Annotated in this window: 15 protein-coding genes and 1 pseudogene; 8 read left to right on the top strand and 8 right to left on the bottom strand. The window is 70.1% G+C overall.

What is annotated here, in order from left to right; all coding sequences use genetic code 11:
* Positions 1-410, top strand: a 410-nt coding sequence (locus ACZ5DS_RS04345) for a DUF1266 domain-containing protein (protein WP_468233830.1), incomplete at its 5' end; no start/stop codon positions are given.
* A gap of 407 nt (positions 411-817) precedes the next feature.
* Here the strand turns inward: ACZ5DS_RS04345 and ACZ5DS_RS04340 are convergent.
* Together ACZ5DS_RS04340 and ACZ5DS_RS04335 are read right to left on the bottom strand one after the other, a co-directional pair.
* Positions 818-1,093 (bottom strand): annotated as a pseudogene (locus ACZ5DS_RS04340) (hypothetical protein); the annotation flags it as partial.
* A 143-nt stretch (positions 1,094-1,236) separates the two neighbouring features.
* A complete protein-coding gene (locus ACZ5DS_RS04335) occupies positions 1,237-1,641 on the bottom strand; it encodes an ATP-binding protein (RefSeq protein ID WP_468233827.1) in 405 nt (134 codons plus the stop codon).
* A gap of 202 nt (positions 1,642-1,843) precedes the next feature.
* Here ACZ5DS_RS04335 and ACZ5DS_RS04330 point away from each other — a divergent pair, with 202 nt between their 5' ends.
* Positions 1,844-2,695 (top strand): helix-turn-helix domain-containing protein, encoded by an 852-nt coding sequence (locus tag ACZ5DS_RS04330; protein ID WP_468233823.1) that lies wholly within the window; start codon positions 1,844-1,846, stop codon positions 2,693-2,695.
* A gap of 2 nt (positions 2,696-2,697) precedes the next feature.
* The gene (locus tag ACZ5DS_RS04325; protein WP_468233820.1) at positions 2,698-2,922 is read left to right on the top strand and encodes a DUF397 domain-containing protein; all 225 of its coding nucleotides are present in this window, start codon (positions 2,698-2,700) and stop codon (positions 2,920-2,922) included.
* Positions 2,923-2,965: 43 nt separating this feature from the next.
* Here ACZ5DS_RS04325 and ACZ5DS_RS04320 read toward each other — a convergent pair whose 3' ends face one another.
* From ACZ5DS_RS04320 to ACZ5DS_RS04295, 6 genes are all read right to left on the bottom strand, one after another.
* Positions 2,966-4,039 (bottom strand): PP2C family protein-serine/threonine phosphatase, encoded by a 1,074-nt coding sequence (locus ACZ5DS_RS04320; protein WP_468233817.1) that lies wholly within the window; start codon positions 4,037-4,039, stop codon positions 2,966-2,968.
* Between the two features lie 223 nt (positions 4,040-4,262).
* Entirely contained in the window at positions 4,263-5,189 is a 927-nt protein-coding gene (locus ACZ5DS_RS04315) for a dihydrodipicolinate synthase family protein (RefSeq protein ID WP_468233813.1), read from the bottom strand.
* Positions 5,189-6,193, bottom strand: a complete 1,005-nt coding sequence (locus tag ACZ5DS_RS04310) for an oligopeptide/dipeptide ABC transporter ATP-binding protein (protein WP_468233811.1) — start codon at positions 6,191-6,193, stop codon at positions 5,189-5,191. Before ACZ5DS_RS04310 ends, ACZ5DS_RS04315 begins: the two co-directional genes overlap by 1 nt.
* Entirely contained in the window at positions 6,190-8,166 is a 1,977-nt protein-coding gene (locus tag ACZ5DS_RS04305; RefSeq protein WP_468233808.1) for a dipeptide/oligopeptide/nickel ABC transporter permease/ATP-binding protein, read from the bottom strand. Before ACZ5DS_RS04305 ends, ACZ5DS_RS04310 begins: the two co-directional genes overlap by 4 nt.
* A gap of 25 nt (positions 8,167-8,191) precedes the next feature.
* Positions 8,192-9,148 carry an ABC transporter permease gene (locus ACZ5DS_RS04300; RefSeq protein WP_468233805.1) on the bottom strand — a complete coding sequence of 319 codons (957 nt, stop codon included), beginning with the start codon at positions 9,146-9,148 and terminating at the stop codon, positions 8,192-8,194.
* A 4-nt stretch (positions 9,149-9,152) separates the two neighbouring features.
* Positions 9,153-10,787: an ABC transporter substrate-binding protein gene (locus tag ACZ5DS_RS04295; RefSeq protein WP_468233802.1), complete on the bottom strand. Its 1,635-nt coding sequence runs from the start codon at positions 10,785-10,787 to the stop codon at positions 9,153-9,155.
* Positions 10,788-11,126: 339 nt separating this feature from the next.
* Here ACZ5DS_RS04295 and ACZ5DS_RS04290 point away from each other — a divergent pair, with 339 nt between their 5' ends.
* The 5 genes from ACZ5DS_RS04290 (at position 11,127) to ACZ5DS_RS04270 (ending at position 14,552) form a co-directional block, all read left to right on the top strand.
* A complete protein-coding gene (locus ACZ5DS_RS04290; protein WP_468233799.1) occupies positions 11,127-11,342 on the top strand; it encodes a hypothetical protein in 216 nt (71 codons plus the stop codon).
* A 94-nt stretch (positions 11,343-11,436) separates the two neighbouring features.
* The gene (locus ACZ5DS_RS04285; protein ID WP_468233795.1) at positions 11,437-11,568 is read left to right on the top strand and encodes a hypothetical protein; all 132 of its coding nucleotides are present in this window, start codon (positions 11,437-11,439) and stop codon (positions 11,566-11,568) included.
* Positions 11,565-12,311, top strand: a complete 747-nt coding sequence (gene recO / locus ACZ5DS_RS04280) for a DNA repair protein RecO (RefSeq protein ID WP_468233792.1) — start codon at positions 11,565-11,567, stop codon at positions 12,309-12,311. The genes ACZ5DS_RS04285 and recO overlap by 4 nt, the downstream gene beginning before the upstream one ends.
* Before the next feature lie 20 nt (positions 12,312-12,331).
* Positions 12,332-13,183: an isoprenyl transferase gene (locus tag ACZ5DS_RS04275; RefSeq protein ID WP_468233789.1), complete on the top strand. Its 852-nt coding sequence runs from the start codon at positions 12,332-12,334 to the stop codon at positions 13,181-13,183.
* A 40-nt stretch (positions 13,184-13,223) separates the two neighbouring features.
* The gene (locus tag ACZ5DS_RS04270; protein ID WP_468233786.1) at positions 13,224-14,552 is read left to right on the top strand and encodes a histidine-type phosphatase; all 1,329 of its coding nucleotides are present in this window, start codon (positions 13,224-13,226) and stop codon (positions 14,550-14,552) included.
* Positions 14,553-14,569: the final 17 nt, after the last annotated feature.

Below are 14,569 nucleotides of genomic sequence, written 5' to 3'. Positions count from 1 at the left end.
AGCCCCGACCCGAGTCCGAGGTCGAGGCCCGTATCGAGGGTGTGCAGCGGCTCATCGGGCGTATCACCCGCTACGAGGCCCGGATGCGTGCCGACGGTGTGCTCGACGAGAACCAGTACGTGTCGTCCGTCGACGCCTGGGATCTCGGGCGCGCCTCGAAGATGGCCCGGTGGGGGCTGGGGGCCCGGTTCGGCACCCTCGCGGAGGCCGAGTCCGCCGTCATCCAGGCAGGACGGGCCGCCTCCCTGTCCTACAAGTCGTGGCAGGACTTTTCCGCCGGCTACATCCTCGGACGCTGCCTTCACTTCGATGAGGAGGAGTTCGGGGACTGGTACCAGAACATGGGCGAGGCTCATCGGATCCTGATGTCCGAGCCGGGCAGCCCCTGGCTCAACATTCCGTTCCGATGACCATCTCGGCAGACAGCTCCGCCGCATCTTTTGCGTGCACCGCCCGCTGCGCCCACACCTCGAGTTGGTTCACCGGGGGGCCAGGCATCAGTCGACGAACTGCACGAGGACTGCTGCGACGAGTGGGAGATCTGTTCCAGCCGAAGAAACACGGTCGGGCTTCTGACCTGCGGCTTTACCCAGGCCTTCTGGAACAGATCCTCCACTCACCGTTCGAGTGGGGCGGGCGAGGCTTCTGTGACGAACGGGGTAGTCGCCGAGTGCCCCCGACGCGCAGGCCGCCGCCACCCACAGACCGGCACCTGCTGTACCCGCCCGGCGTTCCGCCACAGCGGGCCCACACCACCTCGGCCAACGGCGCGAACGCAACCCACCCAAGGGCCAACGGCCAAGCCGCCCGGCCCCGTTCACTCCTCGGCGAACAGCTCCGCCGCATCCGTGGCGTGCACGGCTCGCTGGGCCCAGACCTCCAGCCTCTCGGCCTTGGCCTCGGCCCGGCCTTCTTCCCGGCCTTCCTCGCGTACCTGCTCGGCCAGCGGGTGTCGCCAGAAGTACTGGATCGCCGTCATCAATTCCCTCCACATCTGCTTCGCCTGGGGGTCGGCCAGGCCTGAGTCGACGAACTGCACGAAGACTGCGGCGCTGTCGGGGTCGACGGTCCGCAGGGCGGATGCCAGGGAATCTCCCGCGGCTCGGGAATCTGCACATGCAACACGCTCTGTAACGCCCGGGTCGGCAGGGCCGGATCCTTCTGAAAGATCCGGTGCAGCGCCTCATGTGACGAGCCCACCATCAGCGCTCCTTTCCGTATGACGTGATCAACGAGCTAGGCCGCCGCACGTTCGCACCAGACGAACTTGCCCCGGTTCCCGAACCTGGCCGACGGCTGCCAGCCCCAGTACTCCGCGCAGGTCATCACCAGGCCCAGCCCTCGGCCCTCCTCCACCTCGCCCACCTGTGCCAACGGCCGTGGCGGGTCCGGCGGCGCCGGGTCCGTGTCCCACGCCCCGATCCAGACCATGCCCTCCGGCGTTCGGCGCACCCTGAGGGCAGCCGGCCCCTTCGTGTGGCGTACGGCGTTGGAGACCAGCTCTGCCGCGAGGAGTTCGGCCGTGTCCACCAGCCCGATCAGTCCGTGCAGCGTCAGGATCAGACGCAGGGTGCGGCGGCAGACGGTGACGGCTCTGAGGTCGTTGGGGATGTAGAGGGTGTAGTCCCAGGTTTCGGGCATGCGTCAACTCCGTTCAGAGTGAAGGGTTTCGCGGGCGGTGGCATTGCCGCAGCCGTCTTGGCAGGACGGCACGGTGCGCTTCCGCTGCGTGTGCGTCGCGTCACCGACGGTAGACCTTAGAATTAAGAGTCAGCAAGCCGACCGCGTAATCTGACCCCCGAACGAGGTGTATGGACAGGCGCGTTGAACCAAGGAGCGGTCGATGGGGACCAAGCGCGAGCCCACAGCGCGACAGATGCGGCTGGCCGTGGAACTGCGCAGGCTGCGCGAGGCGGCGGGCCTCAGCTCTCGTGAGGCGGCGGCGCTCCTCGGCGTGAACTCCGTTCAGATCAGCCAGATCGAGGCCGGCACGTCAGGGGTGAGTGAGCAGCGTCTGCGTCGTATGGCGACCAACTACGCCTGTGTCGATGGAGAGTTCATCGCAGGCCTGGCAGCGATCGCCACCGACCGGACGCAGGGCTGGTGGGAGGAGTACCGAGGGCAGCTGCCCACGCCTTTCATGGATCTGCCCGAGTTGGAGCATCACGCCCACTTCCGCTGGGACGTGGAGTTCCTTCATGTCCCGGGCCTTCTTCAGACCACGGACTACGCCCGGTCCCTCTTCTCGTACGTGAACCCGGAGTTCCCGCCGAGCGATGTCGAGCGGTGGGTCGATCACCGGATGAAGCGCAGGGTCATCATCGAGCGCCTGCACCCGGTCCCATACGAAGCTGTGATCCATGAGGGAGCGCTGCGCATCAGGGTCGGCGACCGGTCCACGGCGCGGGCTCAGCTCACTCGCGTTCTGGAACTCTCCGAGGCGGACCACGTCACCGTACGTGTCATCCCCTTCGATCTGGACGACTTTGGCGGGGCGGGAAGTGCGATGGTGTACGCGGGCGGCCCCGTCCCCAAGCTGGACACCGTGGTGCGTGACGGACCCAACGGCCCGGTTTTCATCGATGCCGAAGCTCAGCTCAGCCGATATCGAACGCTCTTCCGTAGGGTAGAGGCAGTGTCACTCGACCCCGACCGTTCGCGTGACTTCATTCACCGGCTGTCGAAGGAGCTGTGAGCATGCTGACCCCCGACACCTGGAAGAAGTCCTCCTTCTCGGGTGGCGGCCAGGGGGACGCCTGCGTGGAGGTCGCCCACCGCCACACCCGCATATCCATCCGAGACTCCAAGGCCCCGTCCAGAGCAACCCTCACCTTCCCGCCCGCAGCCTTCACTCCCTTCATCGAAGCCCTGAAGGAAACTCGCCCCACAGTGGCGAGCACCCCCACGCCCACCTGCCCCTAGCCGGGCCTCAGCGACCGCCGACGACGAGGACGAGGGCTCAGGGTCAGAGGCTCGGGCGCCGCCGGGCGACGAGGGCGGCGATGTCGTCGTCGAGCGCGCCGCCGCTGTAGGCGATCAGGTCACGGTGGAGATGGTCGAGGAGCTGGTGTGGGGCCTCGCCGCTCCATGAGCGGACGCGTTCGGCAAGGGGGTAGAAGGTGCCGGAGCGGTCGCGGGTCTCGGTGACCCCGTCGGTGTACAGCAGGAGCTGGTCTCCGGGGTGGAAGGGGGTGAGGTCGACGTGGTACCCGTCGCTCACCAGGTCGCCCAGGTTGAGTGGCGGCGAGGGGGCGGCGGGCTGCAGCTCCCGTACCTCGCCGCGGTGCAGCAACAGTGGGGGTGGGTGGCCGCAGGTGACGGTCCGGACGACCGGTTCGTCGTCCGGGATCTCGGCGAGGAGCGCAGTGGCGAAACGTTCGACGATCTCCGAGCCCGGGATCTCCGGGTACTTGGAGGCGTTGCGGCTCACGCTCGTCTCCAGGCGGCGCGCGAGGTGGGGCAGGTCGGGCGCGTCGTGGGCGGCCTCGCGGAAGGCGCTGAGCAGCATCGCCGCCGCCTGCATCGCGAGCAGGCCCTTGCCGCGTACGTCGCCGATGAGCAGTCGTACGCCGTGCGGGGTGCGTATCGCCTCGTACAGGTCGCCGCCGATCCGGGCTTCCGCCGCAGCGGCCAGGTACAGGCTCTCGAGCGTGACGTGACCGAGGTGGCGTGGAATCGGATGCAGCACCGCCAGCTGGGCGGTTTCGGCCACTGAGCGGACCTGAACCAGCTGATGGGCGCGTCGGTCCAGTAGGCGGTTGAAGAAGACGGCGAATGCGGCAATCGCCACGAGGGTGGCCAGCTCGGAGTAGGCGGTCGCATCCTGCAGCGCGTCGAAGTCCGCCATCAGGCCGACGAAGATGCCGCACGCGCCCACTCCGGTGAGCACGGTCCCCCACAGGGGCAGCAGTGCGGCGCCGGAGATCATGGCTGTGGCGAGGAAGGCATCCGGCCTGACGGCGCGGGGTGTGAAGAGGCCGATGAGCAGGCCGAGGAGCAGCAGTAGAGCGGGCAGGAAGGGCAGCAACCTGCCCCGCACACCAGCGCTGTGCGGGACTCCGCGTTTCTCAGGAGACCTCGCCATCATGCCGCTCCCCAAGGTCACACAGGTCGAGTGCAGCCCAGGTCCGGAAGTCAGGCCACCGATTTGGGTAATTTTATCCCTTCTCGTTCTGTAGTCCCTGAGCATCGCGTGAGCGGTGGTGACGCACAGGCATCACAGGGTGCTGGTACCAAGGGCCGACCGATCCGAACGAAACCGCCTAGAGCAGCCCCGCCCCCGCCAAAAACTTCCCCACCTTCGCCACCTCGTCCCCCGACAACGGCACCTGCGGCTCCGCCGTCACCGCGCAGTCGATGATCCCGCGCAGATGCAGCGCCGCCTTGAACGCGCCCAGCGCCGACGAGCTGCCGCCCATCCGTGCCGGGTCCCCGATGCCGACGATCCCGAACAGCTCGCACAGGCGCTCCTGCTCGCTCCGTGAGCCCTCCCAGTCGCCCGCCCGGCACAGCCGGTAGAGGCGGACGTAGCCGTGCGGGTCGACGTTGGCCAGGCCAGGCACTGCCCCGTCCGCGCCCAGTGCCAGCGCGGCGTCGACGAACAGCTCGGAGCCGGTCAGGACGCTGAAACCGGGATGGGCGCGGGCGCCGGTGACGATCTCCCGGAAGGCGGCCAGGTCGCCGCTGGAGTCCTTCAGGCCCGCCAGTACGCCGTCGCCTGCGAGACCGAGCACCACGTCCGCCGGGAGCTTGGTGTGCACGGCGGACGGGATGTCGTAGGCGATCACCGGGACCGGGCTCGCGGCCGCGATCCGGCGGTAGTGGTGGACGATCTCCGAGGGGTGGGTGCGGGCGTAGAAGGGGGCGGTGACGACGACGGCCCCCGCGCCGGCCGCGGTGACCGCCGTGACGTGGTCGAGGACGCGCGGGGTGGTCATGTCGATGGCGCCGGCGAGGACGGGCAGCTGACCGGCCACATGGCCGACGACCGCCTCGACCACCTGCCGGCGCTGCCGGTCCGTCAGAAACGCGGCCTCGGAGGTCGAGCCGAGCAGGAACAGTCCGTGCACACCGCCCGCCACCAGATGGTCGACCAGTCTGAGCAGCGAGGGCACGTCCACCTCGCGGTCCGGTGTCAGGGGGGTACAGACGGGCGGAACGACACCGGTCAGCGGGGCGGGAAAGGTCATCAAGGCTCCCGGGGTACGAGGTCGCGGGTCGACTGGTCCTCCTCCACAGGATGGTGACAGCGGAACCGGTGTCGGGGCTGCGACGCGGCCGAGAACTCCGGCATCGAACCCGCACAGACCTCGTCCGCCTTCCAGCAGCGGGTCCGGAAGGGGCAGCCGCTCGGCGGACGGGTGGCCGAGGGCACCGGGCCGGTCAGCGGGATCGGGTCGATGGGGTCCAGCAGGCCGGGGGTCGCGGAGAACAGGGCGCGGGTGTACGGGTGCCGGGCAGCGTCGGTCACCCGGGCGGCCGGGGTCTCCTCCACGATCCGGCCCAGGTACATGGTGATCACCCGGTCGCTCATCCGCCGTACCGTCTGGATGTCGTGCGAGACGAACACCAGGGCGAGACCGAGGCGTTCCTTCAGGTCCAGGAGCAGGTTGAGGATCTGGGCGCGGACCGAGACGTCCAGCGCGCTGGTCGGCTCGTCCGCCACCACCAGGCCGGGGTCCAGGGCGAGTGCGCGGGCGATGGCGACGCGCTGGCGCTGGCCGCCGGAGAGCTGACCGGGGAGTGCGTCCGCCAAGGCCCGGGGGAGACCGACCAGGGCCATCAACTCCCGCACCCTGTCGTCCCGTTCGGCCCGGGTTCCGCGTCCGTGGACGTCCAGCGGGTCGCGCAGCACACGGCGTACCGTCAGCCGGCGGTTCAGGGCCGTCGACGGGTCCTGGAAGATCATGCCGGTGCCTGCGCCGACCGTGGTCCGGCGTTCGGCCGGCGGCATCGACCAGAGGTCGCGGCCCCGGTACGACACCGTCCCGGAGGTCGGCCGCTGGATGCCCACCAGCACCTTCGCCAGCGTCGACTTGCCGCAGCCCGACTCGCCGACCACGCCGACCGTCTCTCCGGGCGCCACGGTGAGATCGGCGCCGGTCAGGGCGTACACCCGGTCGCGGGCGAACAGGCCGCCGCTGCGGGCCTTGTGGACGACGTGGGCGTCCCGGACTTCCACGACAGCGGTCACTGCAGGGCCTCCTCGCTCTCCGCCGACGTCAGCTCCACCGCCGGGTGGTGGCAGGCGGCCGTGTGCGTGAGGGTGCCCGTGAGGACGGGCGCGGTGGTGTGGCAGACCTCGGTGGCCAGCGGGCAGCGGTCGGCGAAGCGGCAGCCCGCCGGGAAGTCGGCGGGGGACGGTACGACCCCCTTGATCTGTGTCATCCGCTCCTCGGCCGACTCCAGCGAGAGCACGCTGCCGAGCAGCCCGCGCGTGTAGTGGTGGGCCGGTGCCTCCACCAGGTCGGCGGTCACGCCCGTCTCCACGATCTGCCCGCCGTACATCACCACCACCCGGTCGGTGATGTCGGCGACCAGCGCCAGGTCGTGCGAGACCAGGATCAGTGCGAAGCCCAGCTCCTCGCGCAGTCGCAGCAGCAGCTCCATGACCTGCGCCTGCACGGTGACGTCCAGGGCGGTGGTCGGCTCGTCGGCCACGATCAGCGCGGGGTCGCGGGAGAGGGCCATGGCGATCAGGACGCGCTGGCGCTGGCCGCCGGAGAGTTCGTGCGGGTAGCTGCGCAGGGTGCGGTCGGGGTCGAGGCCGACGAGCGACAACAGCTCCTGGGGACTGCGGCGGCCACCGCGGCGCACGAGCTGTTTCAGCTGGGCGCGGATGGTCATCGCCGGGTTCAGGGAGGACAGGGCGTCCTGGTAGACCATCGCCATCTCGTGGCCGAGCAGCCGGCGCCGTACCCGCATCGGCTCGGCGAGCAGGTCCCGCTGGTGGAAGCGGATCTGTCCGCGCACCCGGGCCTCCTTGGGCTGCAGGCCCATGACGGTGAGCGCGGTCAGGGATTTGCCGCAGCCCGACTCGCCGACCAGGCCCAGCACCTCGCCGGGACGTACCTCGAAGCCGACGCCGGCCACGATGTCCACGCCCCGGTGCCGGCCCGGGAAGCCGATGGCGAGGTTCTCCACCGCGAGTACCGGCCGGCCGGCGGCATCGGGCCGGGGCCGGGCCCGCGCGCGCAGCCGTCGGGCGGCGTCGGTCAGGCCGGGGAGCGGGAGCACCTCGCCGGTGCCGGGTTCCGGTGTCTCCAGGTGGTCCTCGGGTGCCTCCACCTCGCGGGGCGCCGGGGCCGCCCAGGCGTCCGAGACGCCCTCGGAGAGGATGTTCAGGGACAGCACGGTGAGCAGGATCAGCAGCCCGGGGAAGACGGTCGCCCACCAGCCGCCGGTCAGCACCATGTTCTTGCCGTCGGCGATGACACTGCCCCAGGACGGGTCCGGGGGCCGCACGCCCGCGCCGATGAAGGACAGCGACGCCTCGAAGACGATGGCCTCGGCGACCTGGACCGTGCAGAACACCAGCACCGGGGCCGCGCAGTTGACGGCCACGTGCCGCAGCACGATGTGCGGGGTGCGGGCGCCGATCACGCGTTCCGCGGTGACGTAGTCCTCCCCGTACTGGTCGAGCACGTTGGCCCGCACCACCCGTGCGACCGGCGGCGTGAACAGGAACGCGATCGCGCAGATCAGCACGCCGATCCCGCCGCCGAAGACGGCGACCAGCACGGCCGCGAGCGCGATGCCCGGGAACGCCATCACCACGTCCAGACAGCGCATCAGCATCTCGTCCACGGCCTTGCGGGAGGTGGCCGCGAGCGCCCCGAGCAGCGCGCCGACTACGAGGGCGAGCGCGGTCGCGCCCAGCCCGATCGCCAGCGACCAGCGGGCGCCGTACATCAGCCGGCTCAGGATGTCCCGGCCGAGGCTGTCCTGGCCCATCCAGTGCGCGGCCGACGGATGTCCGCTGCCGTCGACCGGGTCCTGCTGGTCGAGCGGGTCGTGCGGGGCGAGCACCGGGGCGAGTACGGCGACCAGGACGACCAGCGCCAGGAAGCAGACGGCGATCTTCGACAGGGGCGGCAGCCGGCGCCGGCCGTGCAGCCGGACGGCGGGCCGGGAGAGCCGCTCGGTGAGCTCGGCGCGCGTGACCATCAGGCCGCCCTCGGACGTGGATTCATCAGGCCGCCCTCAGCCGTGGGTTGACGAGCAGGTAGAGGATGTCGATGACGAGGTTGACGACGACGAACCCGGTCGCCGTGGTGAGGACCACCCCCTGCACCACCGCCGGATCACCGTTCTGCACGGCGTCGATCATCAGCTTCCCCATGCCGGGCAGCGAGAAGATCGTCTCGATGACGACCGCGCCGCCGAGCAGATAGCCGACGCGCAGGCCGAGCACGGTCAGCGGGTTGACGAGCGCGTTGCGCAGCACGTTCCGCCCGACGACCACCCGGGGCGGCAGCCCACTCCCGATCGCCGTCCGTACATAGTCCTTGTCCAGCTCCTCCACCACCGACGTCCGCACGATCCGGGTCAGCTGGGCGGCCACCGGCAGGGACAGCGCGAGCGCGGGCAGGGCCATCGTCTTCAGCCACCCGGTGAAGGAGTCGGCCGGGTTGATGTAGCCGCCGGTCGGGAACCAGCCCCGGTCCACCGCCAGGTACTGGATCATCAGCAGCGCTAGCCAGAAGCCGGGCGCGGCGACCCCGACCAGGGAGACGACCCGGATGATCTGGTCCGGCAGCCGGTCCCGGTAGACGGCCGCCGTGACGCCCCCGGCCAGCGCCAGCACCACCGCGATGCCGAGGCCGAGGAAGGTCAGCTGGAGGGTGAGCGGCAGCGCGGTGGTGACCTGGTCGACCACCGGCGCCCGGGTCAGGGCACTGGTGCCGAGGTCGCCGTGGAGGAGGGCGCCGACGAAGTGGACGTAGCGCACCGGGAGCGGGTCCAGCAGGCCGCCTCGTTCCCGGAAGTCGTGCAGCTGCTGCGGGGTCGGGTTCGCGCCCTGGAAGAACGCGGACGCCGGGTCGACGTCCGAGAACCGCATCACCAGGAACACGAACAGCACGATCCCGAGCAGCAGCGGCACGAGCAGGGCGATACGGCGCAGCAGGATCCGTACGACGGCCGTCATGCCGTCAGGTCCACTGGGCTTGCAGGAGGTTGATGCCCGGGTAGGGCTGCGGCCTTATCCCGCTGAGCCTGCGCGGGTCCCAGGCGGTCATCAGCTCGTTGTGGACGACCGGGTAGAGCACGGCCTGCTCGGCGACGACGTCGACGTAGTCCTGGATCATCGCCTTCTTCTTCGCCGCGTCCGGCTCCCGGGTCGCCCGGTCCATGTCCTTGAACAGTTGCTTGGCGACGGGGTTGTCGGCCCACCGGGTGTACTGCATCCACAGGTTCTGGGGGCCGTAGTTGTAGTGCATGATCAGGTCGGCGTCGAGCCCGAACTGGTTCGGGTTCGAGGCCGCGGCCACCACCTGGTAGTCCTGCTTCTGGTCCATCTTGGTGAACACGGCCGTGGTCTCCTGCGGCGCCAGGGTCGTCTCCACGCCGATCGCGTCCCAGGAGGACTTGACGGTCGGCAGACAGTCCACGATCCAGCTGACGTTGACGGAGAGGATCTCGACCTTCAGCCCCTTGACCCCGGCGGCCTTCAGCAGCGCCTTCGCCTTCTCGGGGTCGTAGTCGTACACGGTCTTGGCCCGCCGGTAGCTGGGGTTGCCCGTGTTGAGGAAGGAGGACGCGGGCTTCCCGTGCCCCTTCAGCGCGACCTGCACCATCTTCTCGGTGTCGATCGCGTAGTGCAGCGCCTGCCGCACCCGCACGTCGTCGAACGGCTTGTGCTTCGTGTTGAACATCAGGAACAGGTTGTTCATCCCGGCGCCGCCCGCGACCGTGAGGCCGCCCTGCTCCAAGCGGGCGATGTTGGCGTAGGGGATGTTGTCGGCGATCTGAGCGCCCGCGCCGCTCCCGGAGATCTTGGCCACGCGGGGCGCCGCGTCCACGATCGTCAGCCAGTTCATCCGCTTGAACGCCGGCCTGCGCGGGCCGTTGTAGGCGGCGAACGCCTCGAAGGTGGTGTTCGACTTCGGGTGGTGCGCGGTCTGCCGGTACGGCCCCGAGCCCACCGCGAGCCCCTTGATCGCGTCGTCCCAGGCGCCGGGCTTGGAGAACACGTGCTTCGGCATGACCTTGGCCAGGGTGAGCCGGGCGAGTCCGTCCGGGAAGGGGAACTTCAGGACCAGCTCGACGGTCTTCGCGTCGACCTTCCGCGCCTCCTGCAGCCAGCTCACGAAGAAGCCCTTGGCGAGGGTCTGGGTCTTCGGGTCGAGGATCCGGTCGAAGACGAAGACGACGTCATCGGCGGTGACGGGCTTGCCGTCATGGAAGGTCGCACCGGAGCGCAGGGTGAACCGCCAGGTCGTGGCGTTCGGGTCCTTCGGCACCTCGGTGGCGAGCGCCGGGTACGGCACCCGGGAGATCGGGTCGGTGTCGAGCAGCCCCTCGTAGATGTGGTTGTTGGCGGCCATGGCGAACGCGGACGCCGTCTGCGTCGGATCCCAGCTGCCGTCGTTGCCGTACCCGATCACCGCGGTCAGCGTGCGGTCCTTGCCGCTGCCCCCGTTCCCGGTGTCGTTCGTGGACTCCGGACCGGCGGAACAGGCCGCCAGCGCCGACGGAAGGACGGCGGCGGCGCCCAGCGCCCCCGAGTACTTCAGGAACGACCGGCGGCGCGGTGCCGGCACGTCGTGGGTCACGTCGTCGCGCACGGTTCCTCCAGCGAGGTCGGGGGGAGGGATGCGGGGAGTGGGGAGGTACGACGTCCTACGTCCGATTCGGTCAGCGTGACCATAGGAGCGCCCGTGGGGGCGGTCAAGAGATCGCACACGAATGGCCTAGCCGCCACAGGTCGGACCAATGGCGGGGCGAAATGGCCGCAGCGGGGGGTGAGTTGACGCAGATGGGCGCGGCCGCACGGCATCATTCACCGGCGTGCGCGGGCGCACGTCGTCAGAACAGACTCCGGCCGAGTGTAGGCACGCTGGGCCACCAGTGGCATGCGAAGCGTGAATTTGCCCATGGCAGGGGAGCGACCGGAGGTGGACGCGATGAAACTCCCCGTCGGCTCCTGTGCCGTCGACACCCGTACCGGACGCCTCGGCATCGTCATGGGGCACGAAGGACCGTATGTGCAGCTGCGCCCGTACGGCGGCGGACGGGAGTGGGACGCGAGACCCGAGGCCGTCCGCCAGGCCACCCCGGCCGAGCGGCTGAGCGCGGCAACGGCCCACGCCAACGCGCGCAGCAGGGGCGAGGTGCCCTGAAGAACCGCCCGCGGCCCAGGGACGCGGGGCGCGGGCGGGCAGAGAAGAGCCGCCCGAGGCCCGGGGACGCGGCACGGGCGGGCAGAATGGAGCCATGAGTCTGTTCCGCGACGACGGCATCGTGCTGCGCACCCGGAAGCCGGGTGAGGCGGACCGGATCATGCTGTGCTGGCCCGGGGGGCACCCCCCGGATCCCCGGCCGGCCCAGAGCGGGGGTCGGCTGTGAGCCTTTTCCGGGACGACGGCGTCGTCCTGCGGACCCAGAAGCTCGGAGAAGCGGACCGGATCATCACGCTGCTCACGCGCGGGCACGGGCGGGTGCGGGCCGTGGCCCGGGGCGTGCGGCGGACCAAGTCGAAGTTCGGGGCCCGGCTGGAGCCGTTCTCCCACGTCGACGTGCAGTTCTTCGCGCGGGGCAGTGAGCTGGTCGGGCGCGGGCTGCCGCTGTGCACGCAGAGCGAGACCATCGCCGCGTACGGTGGCGGGATCGTCACCGACTACGCGCGCTACACCGCCGGTACGGCCATGCTGGAGACCGCCGAGCGGTTCACGGACCACGAGGGCGAGCCGGCCGTGCAGCAGTACCTGCTGCTGGTGGGTGCCCTGCGCACCCTCGCCCGCGGTGAGCACGCCCCGAACCTCGTCCTCGACGCCTTCCTGCTGCGCTCGCTGGCCGTCAACGGCTACGCCCCCAGCTTCGGCGACTGCGCCAAGTGCGGAATGCCCGGTCCCAACCGGTTCTTCTCGGTCGCCTCCGGCGGCTCCGTCTGCGTCGACTGCCGGGTGCCCGGCAGCGTCGTACCCTCGCCCCAGACCCTGGTGCTCCTCGGCGCGCTGCTTACGGGAGACTGGGAGACGGCGGACGCGTGCGAGGCGCGGCACGTCCGGGAGGGCAGCGGGCTGGTGTCCGCCTACCTGCACTGGCATCTGGAGCGCGGACTGCGCTCGCTGAGGTACGTGGAACAGTAAGCAAGGGAGACGAGAAGCACATGGTCGTACGCGGGATCCTGGGACGCCAGCGCCGCGAGTACAAGTCGCCGGAGCCGCACCCGTCCGGCGCCCGCGCGCCGAAGCTCCCGGGCGAGCTGGTACCGAACCACGTGGCGATCGTCATGGACGGCAACGGCCGCTGGGCCAAGGACCGCGGGCTGCCGCGCACGGAGGGGCACAAGGTCGGCGCCGAGCGGGTGCTCGACGTGCTCCAGGGCTCGATCGAGATCGGCGTCCGCAACATCTCCCTGTACGCCTTCTCCACCGAGAACTGGAAGCGCTCGCCCGACGAGGTCCGCTTCCTGATGAACTTCAACCGCGACTTCATCCGCAAGACCCGCGACCAGCTCGACGAGCTGGGCATCCGGGTGCGCTGGGTGGGCCGTATGCCCAAGCTGTGGAAGTCGGTGGCCAAGGAGCTGCAGGTCGCCCAGGAGCAGACCAAGGGCAACGACAGGCTGACGCTGTACTTCTGCATGAACTACGGCGGCCGAGCGGAGATCGCCGACGCCGCGCAGGCCCTGGCCGAGGACGTGAAGGCGGGCCGCCTCGACCCGTCCAAGGTCAATGAGAAGACCCTCCAGAAGTACCTGTACTACCCGGACATGCCGGACGTGGACCTGTTCCTGCGCCCCAGCGGCGAGCAGCGCACCTCCAACTACCTGATCTGGCAGAGCGCATACGCCGAGATGGTCTTCCAGGACGTGCTGTGGCCCGACTTCGACCGGCGCGACCTGTGGCGGGCCTGCGTCGAGTTCGCCTCCCGCGACCGGCGCTTCGGCGGGGCCGTCCCGAACGAGGAACTCCTCGCCATGGAGGCCGCCATGAGGGGCGACGAGTCCACCTCGTAGCCACCAGGGGTTCATGCGGGCCGCCGAGGATGCGGGACTCATGAGAAGACGTCTCACGCCTGTCCTCGCCCTCGGCGCCCTGCTGCTCACCGCGCTGCCGGCCCACGCCGCCGACGGCCCCGCGCACCGGGACTCCTACGGCACCAAGGCGCCCTACGCGCCCGAGCAGAACCCGCGCACCTACCAGCGGCCCCCCGCCGGCTACACGCCCGTCTTCACCGAGAACGTCTCCCGGCACGGCTCCCGTGCCGCCACCGACAGCGAGGACGGCGACCTGGTCCTCGCCCTGTGGGACAAGGCCGAGGCGGAGGGCCAACTCACCGGTAAAGGCGAGGAGTTCGGGCCGCGTGTCCGTGCCCTGCTCGACGCCATGGCCAAGGTCGGCTACGGCAACCTCAGCGGCCGCGGCAAGCAGGAGCTGAGGGACACGGCCGTGCGCATGGAGCAGCGGCTGCCGTCCCTGTTCGGGAAGATCGCCGCGGACGGCGAGAAGATCGACGTCGTCAGCTCCGGCCAGGGCCGGGCCGTCGACAGCGGCACCGCGTTCACCGACGCCCTCGCCGAGACCGACCCGGCGCTGGGGCCGCTGATCGGGCCCGCCCGCACCGACAAGGACCTGCTGTACTTCCACAAGGCGGCGGGCGGCGCGGCGTACCGCGACTACATCGCGCACGACCAGCGCCTCAAGGACACCCTGAACGGCATCACCGACCAGCCCAGGACGCACCGGGCCGCGTACAGCGTCCTGCGCAGGATCTTCAAGGACTCCTTCGTCGAGCAGATCACCGACCAGGTCGGCGCCGCCCAGGCCGTCTACAACCTGTACGCCATCGCCCCCGCCATGAGCGAGGAGAGCCCCGACGGCGCGGGCTGGGGCATGGAGCGGTACATCTCCCGCTCCGGCGCCGCCTGGTTCGGGTACCTGAGCGACGCCGAGGACTTCTACGAGAAGGGCCCCGGCTTCGCCGACAGCGACATCACCTACAAGATGGCCGGTGTGCTCCTCGACGACCTCTTCAAGCAGGTCGAGGCCAAGCGGGCCGGCACCAGCGCCCTCGGCGCCGAACTGCGCTTCACCCACGCCGAGGAGATCATCCCGCTGGCCGCGCTGATGGGCCTGCCCGGCAGCACGGAGCCGGCGACGCCGGGGGAGCCGTACACCTACGCGGGCAACCCCTGGCGGGGTGCTTCCGTGTCCCCCCTGGGCGCCAACATCCAGTGGGACGTCTTCCAGAACGGCGACGACTACCTGGTCCGCATGCTCTACAACGAGAAGGAGACGGCCTTCAAGGTCGGCTGCCGCCCGATCGCCAAGGGCAGCACGTTCTACGACCTGGACGAGCTGGAGCGCTGCTTCGGGCGGGGCTGAAAGCTGCCGGTACGATC

The sequence above is a fragment of the Streptomyces sp. NPDC031100 genome (assembly GCF_055570785.1).
This window is presented reverse-complemented; position numbering and strand designations above follow the sequence as displayed.

Coding starts and splice junctions, on each gene's coding strand:
- ACZ5DS_RS04335 (WP_468233827.1), bottom strand. CDS start 1,641: ATGCCCGAAACCTGGGACTACACCCTCTACATCCCCAACGACCTCAGA.
- ACZ5DS_RS04330 (WP_468233823.1), top strand. CDS start 1,844: ATGGGGACCAAGCGCGAGCCCACAGCGCGACAGATGCGGCTGGCCGTG.
- ACZ5DS_RS04325 (WP_468233820.1), top strand. CDS start 2,698: ATGCTGACCCCCGACACCTGGAAGAAGTCCTCCTTCTCGGGTGGCGGC.
- ACZ5DS_RS04315 (WP_468233813.1), bottom strand. CDS start 5,189: ATGACCTTTCCCGCCCCGCTGACCGGTGTCGTTCCGCCCGTCTGTACC.
- ACZ5DS_RS04305 (WP_468233808.1), bottom strand. CDS start 8,166: ATGGTCACGCGCGCCGAGCTCACCGAGCGGCTCTCCCGGCCCGCCGTC.
- ACZ5DS_RS04300 (WP_468233805.1), bottom strand. CDS start 9,148: ATGACGGCCGTCGTACGGATCCTGCTGCGCCGTATCGCCCTGCTCGTG.
- ACZ5DS_RS04290 (WP_468233799.1), top strand. CDS start 11,127: ATGAAACTCCCCGTCGGCTCCTGTGCCGTCGACACCCGTACCGGACGC.
- ACZ5DS_RS04285 (WP_468233795.1), top strand. CDS start 11,437: ATGAGTCTGTTCCGCGACGACGGCATCGTGCTGCGCACCCGGAAGCCG.
- ACZ5DS_RS04275 (WP_468233789.1), top strand. CDS start 12,332: ATGGTCGTACGCGGGATCCTGGGACGCCAGCGCCGCGAGTACAAGTCG.
- ACZ5DS_RS04270 (WP_468233786.1), top strand. CDS start 13,224: ATGAGAAGACGTCTCACGCCTGTCCTCGCCCTCGGCGCCCTGCTGCTC.